This window comes from Gordonia hirsuta DSM 44140 = NBRC 16056, from assembly GCF_000333015.1.
In the GTDB taxonomy this organism is placed as follows: Bacteria; Actinomycetota; Actinomycetes; order Mycobacteriales; family Mycobacteriaceae; genus Gordonia; species Gordonia hirsuta.
This window is the reverse complement of sequence record NZ_BANT01000014.1, coordinates 99956-122469: the sequence shown is the minus strand read 5'-3', so window position 1 is coordinate 122469 and position 22514 is coordinate 99956. Positions and strand designations below refer to the sequence as shown.

Annotated in this window: 25 protein-coding genes; 10 read left to right on the top strand and 15 right to left on the bottom strand. The window is 67.8% G+C overall.

Annotation, left to right across the window (positions count from 1 at the left end):
• Positions 1–97 precede the first annotated feature (97 nt).
• Complete coding sequence (locus GOHSU_RS05685; RefSeq protein ID WP_005938185.1) at positions 98–1399, top strand: wax ester/triacylglycerol synthase family O-acyltransferase; 1302 nt, start codon at positions 98–100, stop codon at positions 1397–1399.
• Between the two features lie 7 nt (positions 1400–1406).
• Here GOHSU_RS05685 and GOHSU_RS05680 read toward each other — a convergent pair whose 3' ends face one another.
• The 12 genes from GOHSU_RS05680 to GOHSU_RS05625 form a co-directional block, all read right to left on the bottom strand.
• Positions 1407–2654 (bottom strand): threonine/serine exporter family protein, encoded by a 1248-nt coding sequence (locus GOHSU_RS05680; protein ID WP_005938182.1) that lies wholly within the window; start codon positions 2652–2654, stop codon positions 1407–1409.
• A gap of 126 nt (positions 2655–2780) precedes the next feature.
• Entirely contained in the window at positions 2781–3899 is a 1119-nt protein-coding gene (locus GOHSU_RS05675; protein ID WP_005938180.1) for a linear amide C-N hydrolase, read from the bottom strand.
• A 176-nt stretch (positions 3900–4075) separates the two neighbouring features.
• Positions 4076–5446, bottom strand: a complete 1371-nt coding sequence (locus GOHSU_RS05670) for an FAD-binding oxidoreductase (RefSeq protein ID WP_005938178.1) — start codon at positions 5444–5446, stop codon at positions 4076–4078.
• A gap of 23 nt (positions 5447–5469) precedes the next feature.
• Positions 5470–6102 (bottom strand): hypothetical protein, encoded by a 633-nt coding sequence (locus GOHSU_RS16225; RefSeq protein WP_005938176.1) that lies wholly within the window; start codon positions 6100–6102, stop codon positions 5470–5472.
• A 12-nt stretch (positions 6103–6114) separates the two neighbouring features.
• On the bottom strand, positions 6115–6936 hold the full coding sequence (locus tag GOHSU_RS05660; RefSeq protein ID WP_005938174.1) for a hypothetical protein: 822 nt from the start codon (positions 6934–6936) through the stop codon (positions 6115–6117).
• Positions 6933–7679 carry an ABC transporter ATP-binding protein gene (locus GOHSU_RS05655; RefSeq protein WP_005938172.1) on the bottom strand — a complete coding sequence of 249 codons (747 nt, stop codon included), beginning with the start codon at positions 7677–7679 and terminating at the stop codon, positions 6933–6935. Before GOHSU_RS05655 ends, GOHSU_RS05660 begins: the two co-directional genes overlap by 4 nt.
• A gap of 19 nt (positions 7680–7698) precedes the next feature.
• Positions 7699–8172, bottom strand: a complete 474-nt coding sequence (locus GOHSU_RS05650) for an MTB12 C-terminal domain-containing protein (protein ID WP_005938170.1) — start codon at positions 8170–8172, stop codon at positions 7699–7701.
• Between the two features lie 39 nt (positions 8173–8211).
• Positions 8212–8871, bottom strand: coding sequence for a helix-turn-helix domain-containing protein (locus tag GOHSU_RS05645; RefSeq protein ID WP_005938168.1), 660 nt, complete (start codon positions 8869–8871; stop codon positions 8212–8214).
• Positions 8868–9113 carry a cupin domain-containing protein gene (locus GOHSU_RS05640; RefSeq protein WP_005938166.1) on the bottom strand — a complete coding sequence of 82 codons (246 nt, stop codon included), beginning with the start codon at positions 9111–9113 and terminating at the stop codon, positions 8868–8870. The genes GOHSU_RS05645 and GOHSU_RS05640 overlap by 4 nt, the downstream gene beginning before the upstream one ends.
• A gap of 72 nt (positions 9114–9185) precedes the next feature.
• On the bottom strand, positions 9186–9998 hold the full coding sequence (locus GOHSU_RS05635) for a methyltransferase domain-containing protein (protein WP_005938164.1): 813 nt from the start codon (positions 9996–9998) through the stop codon (positions 9186–9188).
• Between the two features lie 226 nt (positions 9999–10224).
• Positions 10225–10872 carry a class I SAM-dependent methyltransferase gene (locus tag GOHSU_RS05630; protein ID WP_005938161.1) on the bottom strand — a complete coding sequence of 216 codons (648 nt, stop codon included), beginning with the start codon at positions 10870–10872 and terminating at the stop codon, positions 10225–10227.
• Between the two features lie 12 nt (positions 10873–10884).
• The gene (locus GOHSU_RS05625; RefSeq protein WP_005938159.1) at positions 10885–11418 is read right to left on the bottom strand and encodes a carboxymuconolactone decarboxylase family protein; all 534 of its coding nucleotides are present in this window, start codon (positions 11416–11418) and stop codon (positions 10885–10887) included.
• A 69-nt stretch (positions 11419–11487) separates the two neighbouring features.
• Between GOHSU_RS05625 and GOHSU_RS05620 the strand changes: the two genes are divergently transcribed.
• The 3 genes from GOHSU_RS05620 to GOHSU_RS05610 all read left to right on the top strand — a co-directional run bounded on the left by GOHSU_RS05620 (position 11488) and on the right by GOHSU_RS05610 (position 14932).
• Positions 11488–12231, top strand: coding sequence for a hypothetical protein (locus GOHSU_RS05620; RefSeq protein WP_155820977.1), 744 nt, complete (start codon positions 11488–11490; stop codon positions 12229–12231).
• 358 nt (positions 12232–12589) lie between these two features.
• Positions 12590–13885 (top strand): isocitrate lyase, encoded by a 1296-nt coding sequence (gene aceA, locus GOHSU_RS05615; RefSeq protein WP_005938155.1) that lies wholly within the window; start codon positions 12590–12592, stop codon positions 13883–13885.
• Positions 13886–14182: 297 nt separating this feature from the next.
• Positions 14183–14932, top strand: a complete 750-nt coding sequence (locus tag GOHSU_RS05610) for a hypothetical protein (protein ID WP_005938153.1) — start codon at positions 14183–14185, stop codon at positions 14930–14932.
• Between the two features lie 93 nt (positions 14933–15025).
• On the opposite strand, the gene GOHSU_RS05605 is transcribed toward GOHSU_RS05610, so the two are convergent.
• On the bottom strand, positions 15026–15892 hold the full coding sequence (locus tag GOHSU_RS05605) for a PPK2 family polyphosphate kinase (protein ID WP_428829740.1): 867 nt from the start codon (positions 15890–15892) through the stop codon (positions 15026–15028).
• 26 nt (positions 15893–15918) lie between these two features.
• A complete protein-coding gene (locus GOHSU_RS05600; protein ID WP_024332816.1) occupies positions 15919–16716 on the bottom strand; it encodes a TetR/AcrR family transcriptional regulator in 798 nt (265 codons plus the stop codon).
• A gap of 40 nt (positions 16717–16756) precedes the next feature.
• On the opposite strand from GOHSU_RS05600, the gene GOHSU_RS05595 reads away from it, so the two are divergent.
• The 5 genes from GOHSU_RS05595 (at position 16757) to GOHSU_RS05575 (ending at position 20819) form a co-directional block, all read left to right on the top strand.
• Entirely contained in the window at positions 16757–18070 is a 1314-nt protein-coding gene (locus GOHSU_RS05595) for a DUF445 domain-containing protein (RefSeq protein WP_005938145.1), read from the top strand.
• A gap of 91 nt (positions 18071–18161) precedes the next feature.
• Entirely contained in the window at positions 18162–18626 is a 465-nt protein-coding gene (locus GOHSU_RS05590; RefSeq protein ID WP_005938142.1) for a helix-turn-helix domain-containing protein, read from the top strand.
• Between the two features lie 45 nt (positions 18627–18671).
• Positions 18672–19040, top strand: a complete 369-nt coding sequence (locus GOHSU_RS05585; protein WP_245551682.1) for a DUF2516 family protein — start codon at positions 18672–18674, stop codon at positions 19038–19040.
• Complete coding sequence (locus GOHSU_RS05580; RefSeq protein ID WP_005938136.1) at positions 19037–19771, top strand: MerR family transcriptional regulator; 735 nt, start codon at positions 19037–19039, stop codon at positions 19769–19771. Before GOHSU_RS05585 ends, GOHSU_RS05580 begins: the two co-directional genes overlap by 4 nt.
• Positions 19764–20819 carry an alpha/beta fold hydrolase gene (locus GOHSU_RS05575; RefSeq protein ID WP_005938133.1) on the top strand — a complete coding sequence of 352 codons (1056 nt, stop codon included), beginning with the start codon at positions 19764–19766 and terminating at the stop codon, positions 20817–20819. Before GOHSU_RS05580 ends, GOHSU_RS05575 begins: the two co-directional genes overlap by 8 nt.
• 63 nt (positions 20820–20882) lie before the next feature.
• Here GOHSU_RS05575 and GOHSU_RS05570 read toward each other — a convergent pair whose 3' ends face one another.
• Positions 20883–21986: a UDP-N-acetylmuramate dehydrogenase gene (locus GOHSU_RS05570; protein WP_005938130.1), complete on the bottom strand. Its 1104-nt coding sequence runs from the start codon at positions 21984–21986 to the stop codon at positions 20883–20885.
• Between the two features lie 24 nt (positions 21987–22010).
• Between GOHSU_RS05570 and GOHSU_RS17065 the strand changes: the two genes are divergently transcribed.
• Entirely contained in the window at positions 22011–22502 is a 492-nt protein-coding gene (locus GOHSU_RS17065) for a DUF2505 domain-containing protein (RefSeq protein ID WP_005938124.1), read from the top strand.
• Positions 22503–22514 lie beyond the last annotated feature (12 nt).

Below are 22514 nucleotides of genomic sequence, written 5' to 3'. Positions count from 1 at the left end.
AGGCGGGGGTCATGAACATCCACATCACCGCGTTGTTGGTGATCGACCCGGCCCCGTCCGGAAGCCACTACGACGCCGCACATCTGTACCGATACCTGTGCCGTCGACTGCCGGTGAACCCGGCGATCCGCAGCGGCTCGTGCACAAGCCGCTGCGGATCGGGCAACCGCTCTTCGTCAACGATCCCGACTTCGACGTACGGCGGCACCTGCACCGCGTTGGGGTGCCGTCGCCGGGCGGCCCGCGGCAGGTGGCCGAGCAACTCGACCAGATCCACCGGCACCGACTCTCGCACGATAAACCGCTCTGGGAGGCCTGGATTCTGGAGGGGCTGGCCGACGGCCGTCTGGCGGTGGCCGTGAAGTTCTCCCACACCCTGTCCGACGGGGTGGGGGCGGTCACCAGAATCCTGCCGACGATCCTGTCCACCGACCCCGCGCGCGACGTCGATTACCCGCCGTCGGGGCCGCCGCCGGAGCTGCCCGGCCGCGCGGATCTGCTGGTGGACGTGGTCAAGGAGACCGCGGGCAACGTCGCCGGAGCGGTCAAGGTGGTGAGCTCGGGGACTCGGGCGCTGGTGCGCGGGGCCGCGGGGCTGCTGTGGACGACGGCGACGGCGCCGCTGCGCCGGCCGGTGGGTCCGATGCCGTCGTACTGGCAGCGGCGCCTGCAGAACGCTCCGGTGCGGACAGGCCTGAACAGTCCCATCACCGAGCGCCGCAACACCGCCTACGTGTCGGTTCCGCTGGCCGAGCTCAAAGAACTGGGCACTGGTTTCGGGGCGAGTGTGAACGACGTGTTCCTGGCCGCTGCGCTGTCGGCGATGCGGGACTGGCTGCAGCGGCACGACACCCTGCCCGACGGTCCGCTGCAGGCGTTCGTGCCGATCAGCACGCGCGATGTCGACGATGAGGTGCCCAATAGCTGGAGCCTGGCCCTGGTCCGATTACCAGTCTTCGTCGACGATCCGGTGACCCGGCTGGAGCTCATCACGGCTGCCACCAACAGGGTCAAGACGGGCCGAGCCGGGCGCGGACCGTCGGTCGACTTCGCCGACGTGATTCAGTTGGTCCCGCCGCGGTTGCTCGGGGCCGCGGCGTCGGCCTACGTCTCGAAACAACTGAACGGTCTGCGGCCGCCGCTCTTCCATGCGGCCTGCTCCAATGTGCCCGGGCCGCGGGAGGAGTTGTGGCTCGACGGAGCCCGACTGGAGGGGATCTACCCGATGGGGCCGCTGTTCGCCGATATGAACCTGAACCTCACGGCGATCTCCTACGCCGGGCGGTTCGGCCTCGGCGTGACCGCGTGTCCGGACAACGTGCCCGATGCGTGGGAGGTCACCGATGGCTGGCTGGCCGGACTGGCCGAGTTGCGCGCCGAGGGATCGGCAGCGCGGTAACCGGACCTCACTTCCGGTGCATCGGTTTGCGCGTGACGTAAGGGGCCAGCACACTGGCGATCATCATGCACATCGCCATGCTCAGCAGCGACAGGGCGGTGCTGCTGCCGAGGTCGCCGAGCTGGCGGTCGGCGGTGATGGCTCCACTGATGGCGACGAAGCCCATCGAACCGGGGACCATCAGCCAGAAGGTCGGCAGAAAGATCACCAGGACGCTGGGATGGCTCTTCGCGTACGTGTTGGCGATGAAGGCCAGAAGCAGGCAAAGGCCCATGGCGAGCCCGGCGGCGAAAGCCGCGTTCATCGTCATCTGCAGCACCTGGGTGAGCCAGAACGTGCCGAACGCGAAGATGATGGTCCACAACCACATGCGTTTGGGGATACAGGCGTACAGGATGTTGCCGATGGCGAAGATCGGCGCAGCGATCCACAGCACCCAGGTCGGCGCCAGATCGGCGGTCACATCCTTCAGCCGGTCCGCTGACAGCCCCACGATGTCCAGAGCCAGCGCCAGACCGAAGGCCATCGACAGCAGGATCACCAGGGTGAACACCAGTCGGGAGGCGCCGGCGATCATATCGCCGGCGGTGAGTTCGATCAGGGCGATGGTTAATCCGGCGCCGGGAATCAGTGTCACCACCGGGATGACGGCCAGCCGGACCGGATCGTCGAGGTGGGAGTGGACGGCCCAGAGGGCGATGACCAGTGCCGACGCGAAGGTCAACAAGAAAGGCATCAGTGATGCCAGCATGTCCGGGACGCTGCGCCAGAGCAGGACCACGGCGATCGGCGCCGAGATCACCACGGCCAGGATCGTGGCCGACAGGCTCATCCGGAAACACAGCGCGAAGCCCAGCGCTTGCAGCATGAAGCCGAGGACCCGCAGAAGTAGTGACATCGGCGGCGGAGTGTCGGCGATCGCCCGCAGTTCTTTGATCGCTTTGGCCGGCGGAACCGCACCCTTCGTCAGTTTCGATACCAGTGATTCGGTGTCGGCGATCTGGTCGAAGCGGTATGTCGATCCGGTGTTGGCCACCGCGACCTGACCGGTCGGTCGGTCCAGCGCGATCATGTACGTGGCGAAGATCTCGGTGGAGATCTGGTTGCCGTAGGCGGCATCGATCTCGTCGACGATGTGTTTGGTCTGTGAGACCGGATACATCGACCGACTCATCGATTCGCTGACCTCGGTGATCAGCGTCAGGACATCGTTGTCGTCGCTGCTGCCGGACGCGTCTTGTTGGGCTTCGGTCATTCCTCAACCTTCGTTTTCAGTATCGAACCGTATGCGGCAGCGTGAGGTCGGCAGCGCTGTGACGAAGAGCGGTCCCGGCCCTTATCGAAGGCCGGGACCGCTTCGTCGTCTGTGCGTCGGGAACTGCTACTCGGCGTCGACGAACTCGGTGAGCTTGGCGTTCACACTCTCCTGGATCTTGTGCGCGACGCCCTCGGCCGGCTTGGTCTTGCCGATCGCAGCACTTGCCTTGGCGACGACCTCACCGATCAGTTTGGCCTGCTCGATCGAGACGATGTGGAACTTGCGGTGCTTCTTGAACTTGTGGGTGACGTTGCCCGACAGCCCGTCCTCGACCGCCAGGTCGTTGATCAGGTCGAGCTTGGCTTCGCCTGAGCCCTCGCTGAAGTCGAGTTCGGGCAGATCGACCCACACGATGTTGGGGCGGGTGGACGATTCGAAGACGTAGCGCAGGTTGGTCAGGTCGCTGACGGTCTGCCACAGGGTCTGGGAAGCATCGGGCTTGCCGGGCTCCGGGGTCCGGAAGGGCTGCGCGGCGTTGCGGATGATGCTGAACATCGCGGCGATGGCCTGCAGATTGTTCTTCGGCTGCTCCTGATGTTCGACGTAGTAGAGGGCGCGGGCGAAGCGATCGGCGGCATCGCAGGTGCCGGGCAGAGCATCGTCGCCGCCGAGACCCTTGTACTTCTTGACCAGTTCCAACTGCTTATCGTAGGTCGGCGAATTGGTCATCACCAGGTAGTCACGGCTGTGGTAGATGTCCAGTTTGCCGTCGATGTACTCGAAGATCACCGAGTCGCCGCTGGCATCGTCGAGCGCCAGGTGCAGGGCCGGATGGCTGCCGCCGGTCGGGTCGGCCATCGGGACCACCTGCGGGTTGTTCTTCTCGGTCCAGGCGACGGCCTCGCCGACGGAGGCGAAGTTGTCCAGGTAGTACTGCAGCCACACCGACATCGCCAGCTGCGGCCGTTCCGGGTCCGGGGTGCCGTACTCCGATTCGGCGAGCCACAGGATGTGACCGGCCAGCCCCTTCTCGTTCATGCCGTCCGCGGAGAGGATGTCGTAGACGCCGGAGACGACGCTGCCGTATTTGGCGGTCCACTCGAGCTTGCCTTCGACGCGGTCGTTGCGCTTGACGCCCCGGGGGAGCTTCCACAGGTTGGTGTGCAGGTCCTGGTGGAAGTCCATGTTGCGTCCGACGACGACGGTTCCGTTAGCGTCCGGCCACATCACACGAGTGCACATATATGCGGTTCACTTTCTCTTCGATGGGAGGGCCCGGGTGCGATCGACTGCGCTGTGGGCAGGTGGCGGGCAGCCCTCTGGCTTCAGCCTATGTCACCCTCGCACCCGCATCGTCAAGCTTGGCGCAAGCCGCCTCGCACGTCGGCACGGATTGTCCGCTGTGGACCTTCTGGTGCTCACCGGTCGGTGTCGAACCGCAGGACGGCCGGGTTCAGCAACCCCGCCGGATCCAGAGCGGTGCGGATCGCGGCCATCGCCGCCCGGTCCGCGGGGCTACGGCCCAGACCGATCCAGCGGTTCTTGGCGCGGCCGATGCCGTGTTCGGCACTGATGCTGCCGCCATACCTGCGCACCAGAGTGAAGACGGCGTCGCTGACCGCATCCCGCTCGTCGGCGCTCACGTCCAGCACGTTCACGTGGATGTTGCCATCAGCGAAGTGACCGAAGCAGATCGGCCGGGCCGTCGGGAAGCGCTCGCCGAGCAACGGGCCGAGCCGGCCCAGGAATTCTTCCTGATGTCCCAGCGGGACGGCGACGTCGAGTTTGACCGCCGGGGTCGACGACGAGGCGGCGATCGTCTCGGTGTGACTTTCCCGGTAGTGCCACAGCCGCGCCGAATGTCCCTCCTCCAGGGCGGCATCGGCCAGACCGTCGACCGAGGTGAGGGCCTCGGCGAGGATCTCGGCGACCTCGGCCGGACCGGAGACCTCCATCAGCACCGCGTACGGCGTCGGCTCAGAGAACGGGTGGCGCAGACCCTGCCGGGTGCAGACCAGATCCAGCCCGGCGGCGGTGAGCAGCTCGGCCGCCTCCAGTGTCAGTCCGGCACGATTGACCGCATCGCGCAGCGCCAGTGCGGTGACCACCGAGTCGACTCCGGCCAGCACCGTCGCGGTGTGCCGGGCCGGCACCACCAGGCGCAGGAGGACCCGGGTGATCACCGCGAGCGTTCCCTCCGAACCGGTCAACAGTCCCGGCAGGTCATAGCCGATGTTGTCTTTGACCAGCGGGATCCACCGGGTCAATACCCGGCCGTCGGCCAGGGCCGCTTCGACCCCGAGTACTCGCGACCGGGTGCTGCCGTATTTGACCATCGCGACTCCGCCGGCATTGGTGGCCACGATGCCGCCGAGGGTCGCCGAATCCCGGGAGGCCAGGTCGGTACCAAGCAGCAGGCCGTGTTCGGCGGCCGCCTGCTGGGCGGCGGCGACGGTCACTCCGGCGCCGGCGGCCAGCGTGCGGCCGAGGGGGTCGACCTGTTCGATGCGATTGAGTCGCAGGGTGCTCAGCACGAGCTCACCCTCGAGGGGGATGGACCCGCCGACCAGACCCGTGTTGCCGCCCTGGGGGACCACCGGTTGTCCCGCACGGTGGCAGGCTGCCAGGACGGCCGCGACCTGTGCGGTGTCGGCCGGCCGCACCACCGCCGTGGTGTGTCCGGTCCAGTAGCCGGTCCAGTCGGTGACCTGTCCTGCCACCAGCTCCGGTGCGGTCAGCACATGAGCAGGTCCGACGATGGCGGCGAGTTCTTCCAGCAATGGGCTCATAGCGGGATTGTCTCAAGAAGCGATCAGCGTCGGTGCGGTGTTCCGGTCGATGCGGTGCGGACCGGAAACGACGTCAGCAAGGTCACGGCGCCGACGACGAGCGCCAGGACGGCCCCGGCCAGGGTGAGCCACAGGCCCGCGCCCACGCTCGCCGTCGAGTCGGGGAACAGGTCGAGCCCGCTGCCGGTGTCGTCGAGCATGCGGCCCGGGTCGGCGACGGCGACGGCCGCGGTGACGGTCGACATCAGCCCGGCGGCGATCATGGCCAGACCGCCGTAGCGGCGCGAGAACACGGTCGCCACCGCACCGGCGGCGACCACCACCCCGAAGGCCAGCGTCCACAATCCGGTGTCGGAGGCCGCCGGAGACAGTTCACGTTCGATCGTGACGGAGGCGGCATCGGTCCACAGCTCAAGTATGGCGGCGCCCTCCGGAGTGTTCGAGTCCGGCCGGGGCCAGTGCACCGCGACCTCGCCGAGCCCGGTGACATCGACGTGGGCGGCCACCGGTGTGGTCCCGGCGGCCGAAACGCGATAGTCCTGCTGCGTCCAGGTCCCCCAGGCGCCGCCGATCAGGCCCGCTGCGGCCAGCATCGCGACGAGCAGGATCACCGCTGGACGCGGGCGGGCGGGGGAAGACCGGGACGTGGCGCTCATGCGGCCAGCGTATTAGCGCGGTCGCCGGCGCCGTACCGCCAGCGCGAAAGCACCGAGAAGGAACACCCCCGTCGTCACCAGCGCGAAATAGACCAGGGCTCCGTCGATCCCCCACGGCGGGCTGATCACCAGGTCCTGTCCGGTACCCCAGACACCGTTGAGGAACGGCATGAACGCCTGGATCTTGGTTCCGTTGGGGAAGAAGACGATGGCGTCCTCGAGGACGAACACCCAGAACAGCAGTATCGCCAGGGACCCGGCGGGGTGGCCGACTACCCCGGCCAGCCCGACGCCCAGACCACAGGTGAAGAAGGCATAGATCGGCACGGTGATCAAGAAGCGGATCCCGGCCGCATCGAAGAGGTTCACCTCGCTGTAGACGTTGGGGAAGGCCACCGGCAGCACACTCATCACCACGGCGACCGCCACGGCGCTGACCAGCGCGGTCAGCAATCCGTAGTAGACCCACCGGGACAGTGCTGAGGTGGCCGCACGCGGATACAGATAGCGGTCGGTGTCGCGTGCGGCACCGCGCATCGCGGTGGCCTGCGCATAGGCAGCGGCCAGCGCACCGACCACCGCTGTGAAGGTGATGATCCAGTACACCGAGTTCGACGACGTCGCCGCGTTCACCGAGATCTGGGTGCTGTTGAGGCGGGAAATCCGTTCGGCGACGAAGGCGATCCCGAAGGTGATGAGCAGCGGGAGCACCACACCGGCGGGAAAGGCACCCAGCAGCAGGAAACTGCGCAGACCTCCGGCGCGAACGTGTTCGGCACGCACTCCGCGCAGGGTTTGTGCGGCCGCCCCGGCGGCGGTGGAAGCCGGGCTCATCCGGGCACCTGCGAGGAATCCGCCCGGACCCCGATCGCTGCCAGATACGCCGATTCCAGATCGTCGTGGCGGCCCTGGAACTCGGCGACGGGAACGGCCGGGGACGCGGTCTGCCGGTCGATCAGCACGATCCGGTCGGCACTGCGCGCCACCTCGGCGAGCAGGTGTGAGGCCACCAGGACGGCGTGACCGTCGGCGGCCAGGGCGCCGAGCAGGTTGCGCAACCAGACGATGCCCTCGACGTCCAGACCGTTGAGGGGCTCGTCGAAGACCAGGGCCCCGGCCCCGTCGCCGCCGTCGAGGACCGGCAGCAGCGCGGTGGCGATGCCCAGCCGCTGCCGCATCCCCAGCGAGTAGTCGCCGATGCGCCGGTTGCCGTAGGCGTCGACGCCGGTGCGCGCCAGAACCTGGTCGATCCGGTCGCCGCCGACTCCGGCGGCGGCGGCGATCCAGCGCAGATGACGTCGTGCGGTGTGCCCCGGGTGGACCGGTTCGGTACCCAGATGCATGCCCAGGGAGCGGGCCGGCGAGGGCAGTCGGCGCACCGGTGTGCCGTCGATCAGAACCTCGCCGGAGGCCGGGGTGATCATGCCGCAGATACTGCGAAGCAACGTCGACTTGCCCGCACCGTTGCGGCCGAGCAGATAGATCAGCTCGCCGGGTTCGGCGGACAAGTCGACGTCGTGCAGTATGGTGCGGCCGCTGAGTTCGATGCGCAGGTCACGCACCTGGATGCGGCTCATGGAAGCGAGGCGGTGGCGATCAGACGTTGCAGTAGATGTTCAGTCCGACGGTCTTGACGCCCTGGCACAGTGAGTTGTTGGCCAGACGCCAGTTGCCGTCGATCTTCTTGAACTCGATCGTCATGTTGACGGTCGGACGTCCTGCCGACGCCGCCTGCAGTTTGGCGTGGACGGAGTTACCGCTGCGCCCGGTGACCTCGGTGATCGAGCTGGAGCCGCGCGGCGCGCGGAACAGGCCGAGGTTGTAGACGGTCTTCGGCACGATCACCGCGTCCATTCCGCCCTCGAGATTCCGGGCCTTGGCGGCATCGGAGGCGGGTGTGGCAACCAGGAACTCGACGACCTGGCTCAGGCCCTCGGCGGTCGGGTTCTCCTCGGTGAGTGTGAAATCAGCCGGCAGGGCCTGCGCCGCGGGTGCGGTGAGAGTGAGTCCTGCCAGGGTGGCGACGGAGGCCAGTGCGGCCAGGAGCAGCAGACGCATGCGATTGATCATGATGTGAACCTAACCCCAGTAAGATAGCTGAGGCAAGCCTTACTTGTGTGATGTGGCGGGGACGCGGGCCAGCTGGAGATGCAGTTCACATGCTCCGGCCCGGCTGTCGGGCTGGACGGTGACGGCATAGCTGGAACCCAGGGTCGCGGAACCGGCGCTCAGTGCTGCTTCGAGCATGCCTCGGACCACACCTCGGGCCACCTCCGGCAGGTCGGCCTCCAGTTCTTGCAGCGGGCAGCCGCCGATGGTGATCTCATGATCGCCGAAGGCGCTGAGTACCTCGGTGATACGGAAACCCAGTCGGGTGAGGATGGTCTCGGCGAGTACCACCGGATCCGGCAGCCTGTCGGCATCGGAGGGCTGGACCGTCACGGGCAGGTGCTTGCTCGCCCAGGCCCGGCCTACCTCGGCGGCCAGCTCTTCGCGGGCCTCCGGAGTGGTGCCGATCCGGGTGATCAGCATGATCAGCAGGTCGTCGATGGGCGGTGGAATCACCACCTGGTAACCCACCCGCGGTCGTCCGACGCCGTCCGGTGGAAGGGTGACGGTGACCGCCGAACCCTCCGAGACGAGGTTGTTCAGATGGAATCGTGCGGTGGTGACGTGGACGTCGAGAGCGGCGGCGATCGTCTGAGCGTCGATCGGCGCCCCGGATTCGGCAACGAGTGAGCGGACCTTGTCGCGCTGGCGTGGAGTCATCGGCCATGCACCACGATGAGGGTGGCGGTACCGTCGGTGCGCGCCAGCAGCGAGTGCGGGACCCGGGTGTCCACGCGGATCGCGGTGCCCCCGGTGAGCTCACTGGTCTGGCCGCCGACAGTGAAGTCGATCGCGCCGACCTGGCCGAGGACAACGATCGGGTGGGCCGCGGTGTGCTCGGTCATCTTCTGGCCGGCCCGGAAGGCCAGGATGATCGTCTCGCTGTCCCCGCGGTGGAGCACTTTGATCTTCGGTCGCCGTCGATATTGGGATCGTTCAGACCGGTCAGGTAGTTCCAGGTCGGGGTGTCGTCGTCACTCATTGTCCACCGGCTTTCGGGCGATGATCTCGATCGCAGCGAGCTCATTGCGGTACTTGCGGAAAACGCTGCGCATCCCCAGGATACGCCGCCGGGCGTCGCCGTTGCGCAGGACGTTGCCGACGATCTTCAGGGCGCGCAGCGCCCCCTCGTCGGCGATCACCCGGCGCGGCTCCAGCAGTGCCATGCGGGCGAAGCCGACCTTCTCGATCTCGAAGCCGTTGGCGGTGAGTCGTTCGCGCCACTCGGCCTCGGTCAGTGGGCGGGCGTTCACCTTGATGGAGCGCGCCAGGGCCTGCCGGATCTCGGTCTTCTGCTCGTCGCTCAGGCTGTCGGGCTCCAGGGCCAACTCGTGGATCGCGTAGCGGCCACCGGGGCGCAGCACGCGGAAGGCTTCGCTGATGATGGCGTCCTTACCGCGTTCGGACTGCATGGTCAGCATCGCCTCGCCGACCACCACATCACCGCTGTCGGCCGCCAGTCCGGTGGCGGCCGCATCGGCCTCGACCAGACGTCCGCGGCTGCCGACGACCTTCTGGGTCAGCGTGACCGCATCGGGATCGGCTTCCACGCCCACGTAGCTCTTCGGGCCGGTGGCCAGGATGTCGGCGGCGGTCTTGCCCAGGCCCGGTGCCAGTTCGACGACATCGGCGCCGGGCAGTGCGGCGTCGGCGAGCATCTGGTTGGTCAGCTCCAGGCCACCGGGTCGCAGGACGCGCTTGCCCATCCGGGCCAGCAGCCAGTGGCCGGGCAGGTCCTGGTCTTTGCGGGCGGCCAGAGGTAGGTCGGCGGTGGCGGGTTCGGACATGGCGACTCCATTCGGTGGGCGGATCGGGCGGATCGAGTTCCGTTCAAACCCGGTCCCTAAAATAGCCTACCCTTACCTAAATTGTTGCCGGCAGGGCCCATGGACCCGAATCGTCGTGACGGGCCGGTGGCGGTCGATACCGCAGCGGGGATTGCGCGGCCGGGGTGCGGCCGGATTTTCGCGGCGGTGGATGCGGGCGGGACGTGCCCAGTGCAGCTGGAGTCTCTCAGCGCGGCCGGGCCCTGCGGGCGTGCACGTACTGACCGACGCCGGTAATGGTCTGCTCCACCTCGATCAGATCGTGCGCCTGCAGATGGCGGGTCAGTTCGGTGCGGCCGAACAGCCGCAGGCCGGCCAGGCCGGCCAGCCCGGCGGCTCCGGGCAGGGCCGCGATGCTCGCGCGCACCGAGGTGAAGAGGATCAGTTCCCCGCCGGGAGCCAGGACGCGCACCATCTCGTCGATCGCCGACAGCGGGTCGGGGATCAGGTAGAGCGCGGCCAGACAGGTGACGGTGTCGAACGATCCCGACCGGAACGGCAGGTGGTGGGCATCGCCCCGGACGAAGGTAGCGCGTTCGACGCGGTTGCTGCGATCGGCCTGGGCGAGCATCGCCTGCGAGAAGTCCAGGCCCACATAGCAGCCGTCGCCGGTCAGGCCGGCGGCGGCGTCGGCGGCGTAGTTGCCCGGACCGCAGGCCACGTCGAGTATTCGCCGGGCGCCGGGACGACGCAGATAGGCGCGCAGAGCACGGTCGTAGTCGACGGTTTCCGAGGCGCCGAGACTGAAGCCCCGGGTGAACACCGGGCGCCACAGGTGTTGGTAGACCTGCGAGAAGTGTCGGTTGTGCATCAGCTGTTCGGCGATCGAGGCCATGGCGGCGGCGTCCTAGAAGGTGTCGCGCTCGACACGCAAGGTCGAGATCGTGGTGGCGAGCATGTCGTATTGGCCGACCAGGAGGACGAACGCGATCGCCTTGCGCTCGCTGAGATGCCGGCGCAGGGCCTGCCAGGTGTCGTCGGTGATATCACGCTCGTTGACCAACTGGTCGGTGGCCCGCAACAGGGTGGCTTCGCGGTCTCCCCAGCCGGCGTCGGGGCCGGCGAGGATGCGCTCGAAGGTCGCCGCGTCGATTCCGGCCTTGGCGCCCAGACGGCGATGATGGTCCAGTTCGTAGTCGCAGTCCCGCAGGTGTGCGACCCGGATGATGATCATCTCGGTCTCGCGACGGGACAGTTCACCGAAGGGCATCATGCGACTGGAGAAGTGCAGCCAGCCGCGGAACAATCCCTTGCTGCGGCCCAGGGTGGCGAAGATGTGGGCATTGTCGGTGCCGGTGGCCAGTGACATGGCGCGGACGACGGCCCAGTTGATCGGGCCCAGCTCGCGGAGGTGCCCCGGTGCGACGCGTGCGGTACTCATGGTGCGACGTTAGCGTGTACCCAGGTGGTTCGTGGCCGCCTCGCCCGGCCCGATCGGTACGGTGACCAGGTGTCTGTGACTGCTGTGCGCCGCTCGCTGCTCGTTCTTCTGGCCGGCTCGGTCGGGCTGGCTCTGCTGTCGGGATGCGGAGTGGAAGAGGCCCCGGCGCCGCTGACCGGGCTGGTTCTGGCCTCGGCGAGCCTGCCGATCAGCTACCAGGTGCTCGGAGCCACCGTCGAGGACCTGGTGAGCGCCAACCAGCAGACGCTGAAGCAGGCCGAGACCGTGGACTTCGAGCCGGCCCAGTGCACCCCCACCGCCGATGCCGAGTTCAATCCGCGTCTGGACCCGGACAACACGGCCGTACTGGTCGCTGAATCGGATACCGCGACCCTGTCGGAGGTGGTGACCACCGTGCGCCGGGATATCGACGCCGACCGCCGAGCGACGACCGGTCCGTGCCGGGTGGTCACCGCAGTCCCGGCCCAGGGCACATTGGCCGGGGCCCGCATCGTGACCACTTCCACGGAACTGCCCGCGCCGACCGGTGAGGCGGTGGAGCAGGCTCTGGTGCTGCGCAGTGACAGCGTCACCACCCTGGCCGGCCAAGAGGCGCAGTTCCGGGTGCGCAGTGCGCTGTTGGCCACCGTGCTCGTGCGCCGGCCCAACGGGGAACTCGTCACCGTGATGCTCAATGTCGGAACCAACGACGGCACCGTCAAACCGGCGGTTCCCGACCGTATCGAGGCGCCGATGAATGAGGACGAGTATCGGAAACTCGTCGACGAAGCCGTGGCTCGCGCGGCCCGGTGAGGCATCTCGATCTGTGAGATCACCCACGTTCGATTCGTACGCGAGACCGGCGAATCGAGCATCCGGGCCACGGGGGCGGAGCGTTAAGTTACCCGCCGGTCAAAGGTTTTCCCAGTACGCGCGTACTTTTTGGCCGGCAGCGTCTTCACACGGCCTCCGCGGCTGCGGCGGGGAACATCCAGCCGCCCGTTGCCAGGGCGGACTGTCTCAATCCGCGTTGTCTGGACCTGCAGGTTTGTCCTGTGGCACAGTGGTCACAGGCTTTGCCTCGGGATGTCGTCTGGTCCTGTCGGTCCGATGACCCCGGATATCCCCAAAGCGCTGCCGGAGATGGCAGTGGAGTAGAAAGCGAAGGCTTATGACCAACGTTGGCCAGCCCCGTACCGCCGCGGAGATCCAGAAGGATTGGGACACCAATCCGCGCTGGAACGGCATCACCCGCGATTACACCGCCGAGCAGGTTGCCGAGCTGCAGGGCAACGTCGTCGAGGAGCACACCCTTGCTCGCCGCGGCGCCGAGATCCTCTGGGACGGTGTCAGCAAGAAGGACGACAGCTACATCAACTCCCTGGGTGCCCTGACCGGTAACCAGGCGGTGCAGCAGGTCCGCGCGGGCCTCAAGGCCATCTACCTGTCCGGCTGGCAGGTCGCCGGTGACGCGAACCTCTCGGGCCACACCTACCCGGACCAGTCGCTCTACCCGGCCAACTCGGTCCCGCAGGTCGTTCGCCGCATCAACAACGCGCTGCTGCGCGCCGACGAGATCTCCCGCGTCGAGGGTGACGACTCGGTCCCCAACTGGCTCGTGCCGATCGTCGCCGACGGTGAGGCCGGCTTCGGTGGCGCCCTGAACGTCTACGAGCTGCAGAAGGCCATGATCGCTGCCGGTGTCGCCGGTTCGCACTGGGAGGACCAGCTCGCGTCGGAGAAGAAGTGCGGCCACCTCGGTGGCAAGGTGCTGATCCCGACCCAGCAGCACATCCGTACCCTGACCTCGGCTCGCCTGGCCGCTGACGTCGCCGGCGTGCCGACCGTTGTCATCGCCCGCACCGACGCCGAGGCCGCCACGCTGATCACCTCGGACGTGGACGAGCGCGACGTCGAGTTCCTGGACGGCACCCGCACCAGCGAGGGCTTCTTCGGCGTGAAGAACGGCATCGAGCCGTCGATCGCCCGCGCCAAGGCCTACGCGCCGTACGCCGACCTGATCTGGATGGAGACCGGTGTGCCGGATCTCGAGGTCGCCAAGAAGTTCGCCGAGGCTGTCAAGGCCGACTTCCCGGACCAGCTGCTGGCCTACAACTGCAGCCCGTCCTTCAACTGGAAGGCGCACCTGGACGACGCCACGATCGCCAAGTTCCAGAAGGAACTGGGCGCCATGGGCTTCAAGTTCCAGTTCATCACCCTGGCCGGCTTCCACTCGCTGAACTACGGCATGTTCGACCTGGCTCACGGCTACGCTCGCGAGGGCATGACCGCCTTCGTCGACCTGCAGGAGCGCGAGTTCAAGGCCGCCGAGGAGCGCGGCTTCACCGCCATCAAGCACCAGCGTGAGGTCGGCGCCGGCTACTTCGACCAGATCGCCACCACGGTCGACCCGAACACCTCGACCGCAGCCCTGAAGGGCTCGACCGAAGAGGGCCAGTTCCACTAGGAACTGCCGCTCCTCGGCTGAGGTAAGCGCAGACGGCGATCCCGGGGTGGGCGCGGAGAACATCCGCACCCACCCCGGGATTTCGCTTTTCCGGGTGGTCATCCGGGCTGCGGGGATCGGCGCGGGTCGCCCGGTTTAGCAAGCGCTCGGTCGCATATGATCGGGTGAAATGAACCACAAGTGCTAGCAGGACGCTAGCATTTGTTAGCGCTGGCGTGCATACTTGAGTTGTCAATGAACGGATCCGGGGCTCGCGTGAATGCGTAGCAGCGTGCGGATCGAATGAATGGAGTCCCCATGAGCACCGCCGAACGTAACCTCCCCACCCCCGTGTACGCCGTGGTCGGCGCCGGTGACGTCGTCGTCGCCGAGGCCAAGGAGGTCTACGACCGCCTGAAGAACCGCGCCGAGGATGCCCAGACCCGTCTGGTCGAGACCCGCACCCGGCTCGCCGAGCTGCCGTCGGAGGTCGACGTGGACGAGATCCGCGCCAAGCTGACCGTCGACGAGCTGAAGGCCCGCCTGAACAAGGACGAGCTGCTCAAGGTCGCCCAGCCCTACGTGGACACCGCCACCGACCTGTACAACAACCTCGCCGAGCGCGGCGAGGGCGCTGTGGAGCGTCTGCGCACCCAGCCGGTCGTCCAGGAGAACCTGGAGCGCGTGGGCAAGGCCTACAACGAGGCCGTCGACCGCACCGAGGAAGCCATCGGCGCCGTCTCGCACCAGACCCGCGCCGTCGGTGAGCGTGCCGCCGCCCTGGCCGGCCTGGCTGCCGACAAGGTCGAGGATGCCGCGGTGGAGATCGAAGAGGCCGGTAACAAGGTCAAGGCCGACGCCAAGGCTGCGGCTGCCAAGATCGACGGCGCCGCCGGCACCGTCGAGGCCAAGGCCCGCACCGCCAAGAGCTCCCCGGCTAAGCGGATCGCCGCTGCCGAGGCCCCCGCGAAGCCCGCAGCCAAGAAGGCTCCGGCCCGCAAGGCCGCTCCGGCTCGTAAGACCGCTGCTGCCAAGCCGGCTGCGACCAAGGCCGCGCCGAAGAAGTAAGCCGAACAGCGGCGGCTTCTTCGCCGCCGAGGCGAACGACTGTTCCGGCCCGTACCCGACACCCGTCGGGTACGGGCCGGAGTCGTTTCCGGTTCAGCCCTCGAGTGCGGCGATCCGCCGGCGTTCGGTGGCGATGTCGAAATCGGCCGCCGGCCAGCGCAGGTCCATCGCGGTGAGTCCGTCGACCAGTAGCCGGGCCACCGCCAGCCGCGAGAACCACTTACGGTCGGCCGGGATCAGGTACCAGGGTGCCGCATCGGTGTCGGTGAGATCGAAGATGTCCTGGTAGGCCGCCAGATAGCGGTCCCAATGGGCGCGCTCGGCGATGTCCCCGGGGTCGTACTTCCAGTGTTTGTCCGGTCGATCGAGTCGCCTGGCGATCCGGCGCTTCTGCTCGGCCTTGGACACCACCAAAGCGCATTTGATGACGGTGGTGCCCGAGGCGGTCAACTCCCGCTCGAAGGCGTTGATCGCCGCGTAGCGGCTCCGCCACTGGGCCTCGGGGACCAGGTTGTGCACGCGCACGGGCAGGACGTCCTCGTAATGGGACCGGTCGAATATCCCGATCTGTCCGCTCGGGGGCAGGGCTTTGCGGATGCGCCACAGGAAATCGTTGGCCAGTTCCTCGTCGGTCGGCTTACCGAAACCCCGGACCGTCAGCCCCTGAGGGTCCATCGTTCCGCCGACATGCCGGGCGATACCGCCCTTACCCGCGGTGTCCATCCCCTGAAGCACCAACAGGAAACTCCGCTCGCCCCCGGCGCGTCCCTCGGCGAACAGCTTTTCCTGCAACTGGGCCAGCCGGGTGCCGTAGTCGGCGAGCAGTCGTGTGCCGTTCTTGCGGTCACCGTCGAATCCGGGGGTCGCATCGGCGGGGAACTCGGCGATCGGTCCGGCCCGGGAGGCTCGCAGGGTCTCCTGTGGCGGGATCCGCCACAGGTCCGGCTTCGTGGGGGACAGCGGACTGCCTCCTCTCTCGGGTGGTGCTACGGGTTCGCGACGGCCCGGTCCGGGGGGATCGGCGGAATCGTCGGCGGGGCGGCGGTGAAGACGTCGGTGGAGCCGCGGGCGTTGACCACTGCCACCACCCCGCCCCAGACCAGCATCGCCAGTTCGTCGATCAGCCGATCCGCCGTGACCCACTGTTCGGTGAGCCAGCGGTCGACGGACTGCTCCACGCTGCCGACGATCGCCAGCGCCCAGGTGCGTGAGCCGGCGGTCTCGGCGTCCCGGGCGGCCAGACGGCTGCGCAGTGTCGACTCGATGCTCTCGGTGAAGATCCGATGCGCCGCCGCGGCGGCCGCGACCGAATGACGGCCGTTCTCGCTGTGCAGGCAGTAGCGGTACACGTTCGGTTCGGCGTCGACGGTGTGCACGTACACCGAGATCACCGCGCGGACCAGCTCGTAGTCGTCGAGTTCCTCGGTCAGCGTCTCGGTGAGTCGGGGCAGCAGCGTCACCTGGATGAACGATTCGGTGACGGCGGCGGCCAGATCGTTCTTATCGGCGAAGTAGCGATACAAGACGGTCTTGGACACGCCCAGACTGCGGGCGATCTCATCCATTCCGCAGTCCGGACCCAGTTCGCGAACCGCATCGATGGTGCCGACGATCAACTCGGCACGACGCTCCTCCTTGTGCCGGGCCCACCGCTGTTTGCGGCCGTCGGATGCGACGGCCTCGACGGCCGGAGCCAGTAGTCGCTGTTCCAGTTCGCGCGTGAGGATCGCGGCGGCATTGACCGCAGCGCGCGCGGCGCCGGCCGGTCCTTGTGCAGTAGCCATCAGTGGCAACAGTAATAGTTCATGGGTGACACTTGTCTGCATGTCGACCACCTCACCCCCGAGACCGGCCGCCCAGGCAGCCCCGGCAGGTCTTGCCGAACCCGATGAACAGCGGGCCCGCAATCTGCGCAAGATGAAGCTGCTGGCGCTGTCGCTGCTGTTCTTCGCGGGCGCGGTGTACCTGTTCACCCGGTGGCTCGAGCATCGAGACGGGCAGGATGTGGCGGCATGGGTCGGGTACGTCCGTGCCGCCTCGGAAGCGGGCATGGTCGGTGCCCTCGCCGACTGGTTCGCGGTGACCGCCCTCTTCCGCCGTCCGCTGGGACTGCCGATTCCGCATACCGCGCTGATCCCGCGCAAGAAGGACGAGATCGGTGACCAGCTCGGCGGCTTCATCGAAGAGAATTTCATGACCCCGGAGGTGATCGAGGACCGGGCGCTGTCGCTGAACCTTCCGGGCCGGGTCTCGGGCTGGCTGGCCGACGCCGACAACGCCGAACGGGTGAACGACGAGGTGTCCCGGGCGATCGGACTGGTCTCGGAGATGCTGCGCGACGAAGACGTCGAACAGTTCATCCAGGCCTTCCTCAAATGGGCGGCCGAGCCGCTGTGGGCGCCGCCGATCGGACGGGTGCTCGAGCAACTGGTCGACGAAGACCGGCTCGAACCGGTGATCCAGCTGCTGTGCGACCGGGCGAACGACTGGGCGCTGAGTAGCCAGGGACTGATCGACCGCATTGTCGATCAGGATGTCGGCCCGTCCTGGAAGCCGAAGTTCGTCAACAATCTGCTCGGCGACAAGATCTACCGGGAATTGACCGAATTCACGGCGAAGGTGCGGGCCGATCCCGGACACGATGTCCGGGTGGCGATGCACGACTTCGTGCGGCAGTTCTCCGACGACATGCAGCACGACCAGAACATGATCACCAAGTTCGAGGAGATCAAGACCGAGCTGCTGGGGCGCGATGAGGTGACCGGGGCCGCGTCGACCGCCTGGCAGGCCGGTAAAGCGGTGATCGAGCAGATGATCGACGATCCCAACTCGACGCTGCGGGTGTCCATCGCCGATGCGGTGATCCGCCTGGGCGTCCGGATCAACGAGGATCAGCCGCTGCTGGACAAGATGAACGGCTGGGTGGCGCGGGCGTCGCGGCACGTCGCCGAGAACTACTCCGCCGAGATCATCTCGGTCATCACCGATACGGTCCGCGGCTGGGATGCGGAGGAGACCAGCCGCAAGATCGAGCTGCAGGTCGGCCGGGATCTGCAGTTCATCCGCATCAACGGCACCGTGGTCGGTTCGCTGGCCGGTCTGGCGATCTATTCGGTGTCGGTGCTGCTGTTCGGGTGAGGCGCACCTGTTCCATTGGTCTCACCGCCACCGGTGCGCTTGCACTTGTTAGCACTGGTTCGGGATACTCGATGCGGAGAGGACGGAATCGGTGAGCAGCAAAGACGAGAGCACGATCCCCGCGGAGAACGATCCAGCATCCGAGGTGACGGGACTGCATGCCGTCGACGGTGCGGTCGATGCGATGGCCACCGCGGCACAGGACATCGGTGGTTTCATCCGCACCCAGCGCATGGCGGCCAAGGTGTCGCTGCGCCAGCTCGCCGAGCGGGCCGGAGTGAGCAATCCGTACCTGTCGCAGATCGAACGCGGGCTGCGGAAGCCGTCGGCCGATGTGCTCGCTCAGATCGCCAAGGGGCTGCGGGTCTCGGCCGAGGTGCTGTACGTGCGGGCCGGGATCCTCGAAGAGCGGCCCGCCAGCCCGGTGCGCGATGCGCTGCTGGTCGACAACACCATCAACGAGCGGCAGAAGCAGATGCTGCTGGAGATCTACGATTCGTTCCGCAACGAGAACGCCGCCTCGGCCGAACTCGCCGTCGGCGGCGCCGGCGATTGACACCGCCTCGGCGGTGCGCGGTGCCGGGGCATTAAGGTGGGGGACGTGTCTGTGGGCCTGATCGTCAATCTGATCATCTTCTGCCTGATGCTTGTCATCACCGTGCTGGCCTTGCTCGGTGGGCTCGCCGGGCTGGTGCATGCGATCGCCACGCGCCCCGACGCCTTTCCCGCGGTCGACGCCAGGAGCAAGGGTTTCTGGATCGGGATCCTCGCGGTGAGCACCCTGGTCGCCGGACTGCTCGGGGTGCTGCGACTGCTCTCACTGCCGGTGGTCGCCTCCGGGGCGGTGCTGACCTCGTTCTCCGGACTGCTGTTCCTGGCGGCGGTGGTCGGGATCAGTGTCTACCTGGCCGAGGTCCGTCCGCGAGTGGACGACATCCAGGGCCGGTCCTGGTTCCGGAACGCGGCGTGAAGAACGAATACCGCATCACCGAACTCGCCGAGGTCTCCGGCGTCAGTGTGCGCAACATCCGCGTCTACCAGGACCGCGGTCTGCTGCCGCCGCCGGAGGTGCGTGGCCGCACCGGCTGGTACTCGCAGGAGCACCTGGTTCGGCTGAACCTGATCTCCCGGTTGCTCGACCGCGGCTACACCTTCGCCACCATCAGCGAACTGCTGATCGCCGCCAGCCGCGGCCTCAAGGTGGAGCACGTGCTGCGGGACCGTCCGCGCGGTGGTCGTCTGCGCAGCCTGAAGCGGGCCGCCACGATCACCGTCACCGAACTGCGCAAGACCCTCAACGCCAGCGATCGCGCGATCGGGCTCAGCCAGAAGCTCGGTCTGCTGGTCAAGGAGGGCGGCGCCTTTGCGGTACGCAATCCGGATCTACTCGAGGGCGCAGAGCTCCTGGTCAGAAACGGCATCGACATCGACCGGCTGCTCGAGCGCTGGGTGCAGGTCAAAGCAGACCTGGCCGATGTGGCCGACAGCTTCGTTTCGATGGTCACCGATAAGTACTTCGACGAGAATCTGCCGGATCTGAGTGAGAAGAAGGTCTCCGAGCTGGCCGAGCTGATCCAGGCTGTTCGCCCGATGGCCCACGACATCGTCGAGACCGCCTTCGCCGAAGCGCTCGACGACGCGATCTCCCGCGCCATCGGGGAGGCGACCACCTTCTACGAAGCGGGCGAACGTGATGGCTGACGGCAAGAACTGGCGGCGCGCCGGATACGTCGGTGCCGGTGCCGCCGGTCTGCTGGCCGGCAACCTGGCATTGGTGACCGGGAGTATCGTACGGGCGGCCGGCCGGACACCCGCGGCCGTGGACGACGGCCCCGATCCGCTCTTGATTGACCCGCCGCAGCTGATGCGATCGACGGTGGCTCCCACCGGCGACGGCACGTTGCTGCATGTGGAGACCTCGCTGGACCTGGACGAACACCCCAGCGACACCGTGCTGGTCCTGGTGCACGGCTGGACCTGCAGCACCCGTTTCTGGAACCCGCAGGTCAACCAGCTGGCCCAGCACTGGCCGGTGATCGCCTACGACCACCGCGGCCACGGGCTCTCGGAGATGGGCGAGAAAAAGGTCAGTGTGGCCATGCTCGGGCAGGACCTGGAAGCGGTCCTGACCAGCACCCTGCCGGCCGGGAAGCGTGCGGTCCTGGTCGGGCACAGCATGGGCGGCATGGCGATCATGTCGTGGGCGGCGCAGTTCGGCGCGAATATGGCCGACCGGGTGGCGGCGGTGGTGCTGACCTCCACCACCGCCCGCGATGTGGTGCAGCAGCAGCTGCTGACCCCGCCGACGCTGCCCCGCTACACCGAGATGGTCAAGCCCCTGGTGGCCCGGGCCTTCGTCGCCGCACCGGTGCCGCTGCCCAGTAACGAGCTGACCAGCCGGCTGACCCACTACATGGCGCTGGGGCGGCACGCCCGCGCCGCGCACGTGGAGTTCACCGATGAGCTCATCTCCCGGGGCTCGCCCCGGTCACGCGCCGCCTGGGGCGCGGCGATGTACAGACTCGACGTGGCCGCAGGCCTGCATGCCCTGAGCGTGCCGACGTCGGTCGTGGTGGGCAGTGATGACCTGCTGACGCCACCGCTGCATGCCGACTACATGGCGCAGGTGCTCGACCACAACGGCGTGCTGCGCGACTACGTCACCTACGGCGGCGCCGGGCACATGGTGCCCATCGAACGGTCCGAACCGTACAACGTGCTGCTCGACGACGTCCTCAAGGCCGCCTGAACCCTCAAGGCCGCCGGGCCGGCCGGAGGACCGGTGTGCGCGGCGGACCTGAGACTCCGGCGGTCAGCCGAGCGTGCAGCCGACGAACACCGGCTCCGGATGCAGGACGACCCCGAAGGCGGCGGCCACCCCGTCGCGCACCGTGGTGGCCAGCGCGATCAGGTCGGCGGTGGTCGCCGCGCCGCGGTTGGTCAACGCCAGCGTGTGCTTGGTCGACAGCCGGACCGGTGCATCGTCGCCGGGGAATCCGCGGGTGAAGCCGGCCCGCTCGATCAGCCAGCCCGCCGACAGCTTGATCCCGGCTTCGGACGGGAAGTGAGGGACCTTCACCTCGGCGCCCAGCCGTGAGGCGATCCGCGCCAGTACCGCGGGCAGATCGGCCTCGGCGATGATCGGGTTGGTGAAAAAGCTGCCGGCGCTCCAGGTGTCGTGGTCGGCGTCGTCGAGCACCATGCCCTTGCCGGCGCGCAGGCTCAGCACCTGCGCGCGCACCCGGGCCGCATCGGCGCGCTCGCCCTCGCCGACGCCGAGGGCGCCGGCCAGTTCCCGGTAGCGGATCGGGGCCGAGACGGCGTCGTCGTTGAGCCAGAACGAGACCGCCAGCACCACCTCGTCGCTGCGCCCCTTGAGTCTGCTGGTCCGATAGGCCAGGCCCAGCTGCTGCGGGGCCACCCAGGAGATCTCCCCGGTGTGCCGGTCCAGCAGCTGGACGCTGCGCAGCACCTCGGCCACCTCCACCCCGTAGGCGCCGACGTTCTGGACCGGCGTCGTTCCGGCCGCCCCGGGGATCCCCGACAGGCACTCCAGGCCGCCGTAGCCGCGCTGCACCGTCGTGGCCACCAGCCCGTCCCAGTCGGCACCGGCCTCGGCGGTCACGAACGGGGCGGGTGCGCCGTCGCGGTGGTCGATGCCGAAGTCGAGGCCGGTGGTCTCGATCCGGATCGCGGTACCGGCGAAGCCGTCGTCGCCGATCACCAGATTGGAGCCGCCGGCGATCAGCAGCACCGGCTCCCCGGCGGCATCGCAGTCGGTGACGGCGGCGATCAGGTCGCTGGTGCTGGTCGCGCGGCGCAAGGCGCGCGGGGGCCCGCCCAGGCGCAGCGTGGTGAAGTCGGCCAGGCGCGGGGCGAGCGAATCGACGGACGATTCCGGATGCGGTCTGCTCACACCGCTAACGGTAACCTGAGGCGCATGGCGAGTAACTTCGAGTATTCGGTGAGCTACCCGTTCGGGGTGGCGGCCGTCTGGCAGCTCTTCACCAGCGAACAGTACTGGCGCGACCTGATCGAACGGACCAACGCCGAACTCGGGGCGGTCGATTCGTTCACCCACGACGGCAACAAGGTCACCGTCACCACCACCCAGGGCGTCGCCCCCGAGGAGCTCCCGTCGGTGGTCACCGCGGTGCATCCGGGTGGAGTGAAGATTCCGCGCACCATCGACTTCGTGCTGGCCGGCGACCAGATCATCGGCCAGATGGCGGCGTCGGTCGAGGGCGCCCCGGCCAAGATCCACGGCGACGTCATGATCGGCGGCGAGCCGGCGACCGCCACCTACGACGGCAACTGTGAGGTCACGATCCCCTTTGTCGGCGGCAAGATCGAGCGGGCCATCCTGGACCAGCTGATCCATCTGCTCGACGCCGAACGGGACGCGACGATCGAGATCGCCCAGCGCGCCTGAGCGGCGCGATGG

Coding starts and splice junctions, on each gene's coding strand:
- GOHSU_RS05680 (WP_005938182.1), bottom strand. CDS start 2,654: ATGACCGAAGCCCAACAAGACGCGTCCGGCAGCAGCGACGACAACGAT.
- GOHSU_RS05675 (WP_005938180.1), bottom strand. CDS start 3,899: ATGTGCACTCGTGTGATGTGGCCGGACGCTAACGGAACCGTCGTCGTC.
- GOHSU_RS05670 (WP_005938178.1), bottom strand. CDS start 5,446: ATGAGCCCATTGCTGGAAGAACTCGCCGCCATCGTCGGACCTGCTCAT.
- GOHSU_RS16225 (WP_005938176.1), bottom strand. CDS start 6,102: ATGAGCGCCACGTCCCGGTCTTCCCCCGCCCGCCCGCGTCCAGCGGTG.
- GOHSU_RS05660 (WP_005938174.1), bottom strand. CDS start 6,936: ATGAGCCCGGCTTCCACCGCCGCCGGGGCGGCCGCACAAACCCTGCGC.
- GOHSU_RS05655 (WP_005938172.1), bottom strand. CDS start 7,679: ATGAGCCGCATCCAGGTGCGTGACCTGCGCATCGAACTCAGCGGCCGC.
- GOHSU_RS05650 (WP_005938170.1), bottom strand. CDS start 8,172: ATGATCAATCGCATGCGTCTGCTGCTCCTGGCCGCACTGGCCTCCGTC.
- GOHSU_RS05645 (WP_005938168.1), bottom strand. CDS start 8,871: ATGACTCCACGCCAGCGCGACAAGGTCCGCTCACTCGTTGCCGAATCC.
- GOHSU_RS05635 (WP_005938164.1), bottom strand. CDS start 9,998: ATGTCCGAACCCGCCACCGCCGACCTACCTCTGGCCGCCCGCAAAGAC.
- GOHSU_RS05630 (WP_005938161.1), bottom strand. CDS start 10,872: ATGGCCTCGATCGCCGAACAGCTGATGCACAACCGACACTTCTCGCAG.
- GOHSU_RS05625 (WP_005938159.1), bottom strand. CDS start 11,418: ATGAGTACCGCACGCGTCGCACCGGGGCACCTCCGCGAGCTGGGCCCG.
- aceA (WP_005938155.1), top strand. CDS start 12,590: ATGACCAACGTTGGCCAGCCCCGTACCGCCGCGGAGATCCAGAAGGAT.
- GOHSU_RS05610 (WP_005938153.1), top strand. CDS start 14,183: ATGAGCACCGCCGAACGTAACCTCCCCACCCCCGTGTACGCCGTGGTC.
- GOHSU_RS05600 (WP_024332816.1), bottom strand. CDS start 16,716: ATGGCTACTGCACAAGGACCGGCCGGCGCCGCGCGCGCTGCGGTCAAT.
- GOHSU_RS05595 (WP_005938145.1), top strand. CDS start 16,757: ATGTCGACCACCTCACCCCCGAGACCGGCCGCCCAGGCAGCCCCGGCA.
- GOHSU_RS05575 (WP_005938133.1), top strand. CDS start 19,764: ATGGCTGACGGCAAGAACTGGCGGCGCGCCGGATACGTCGGTGCCGGT.
- GOHSU_RS17065 (WP_005938124.1), top strand. CDS start 22,011: ATGGCGAGTAACTTCGAGTATTCGGTGAGCTACCCGTTCGGGGTGGCG.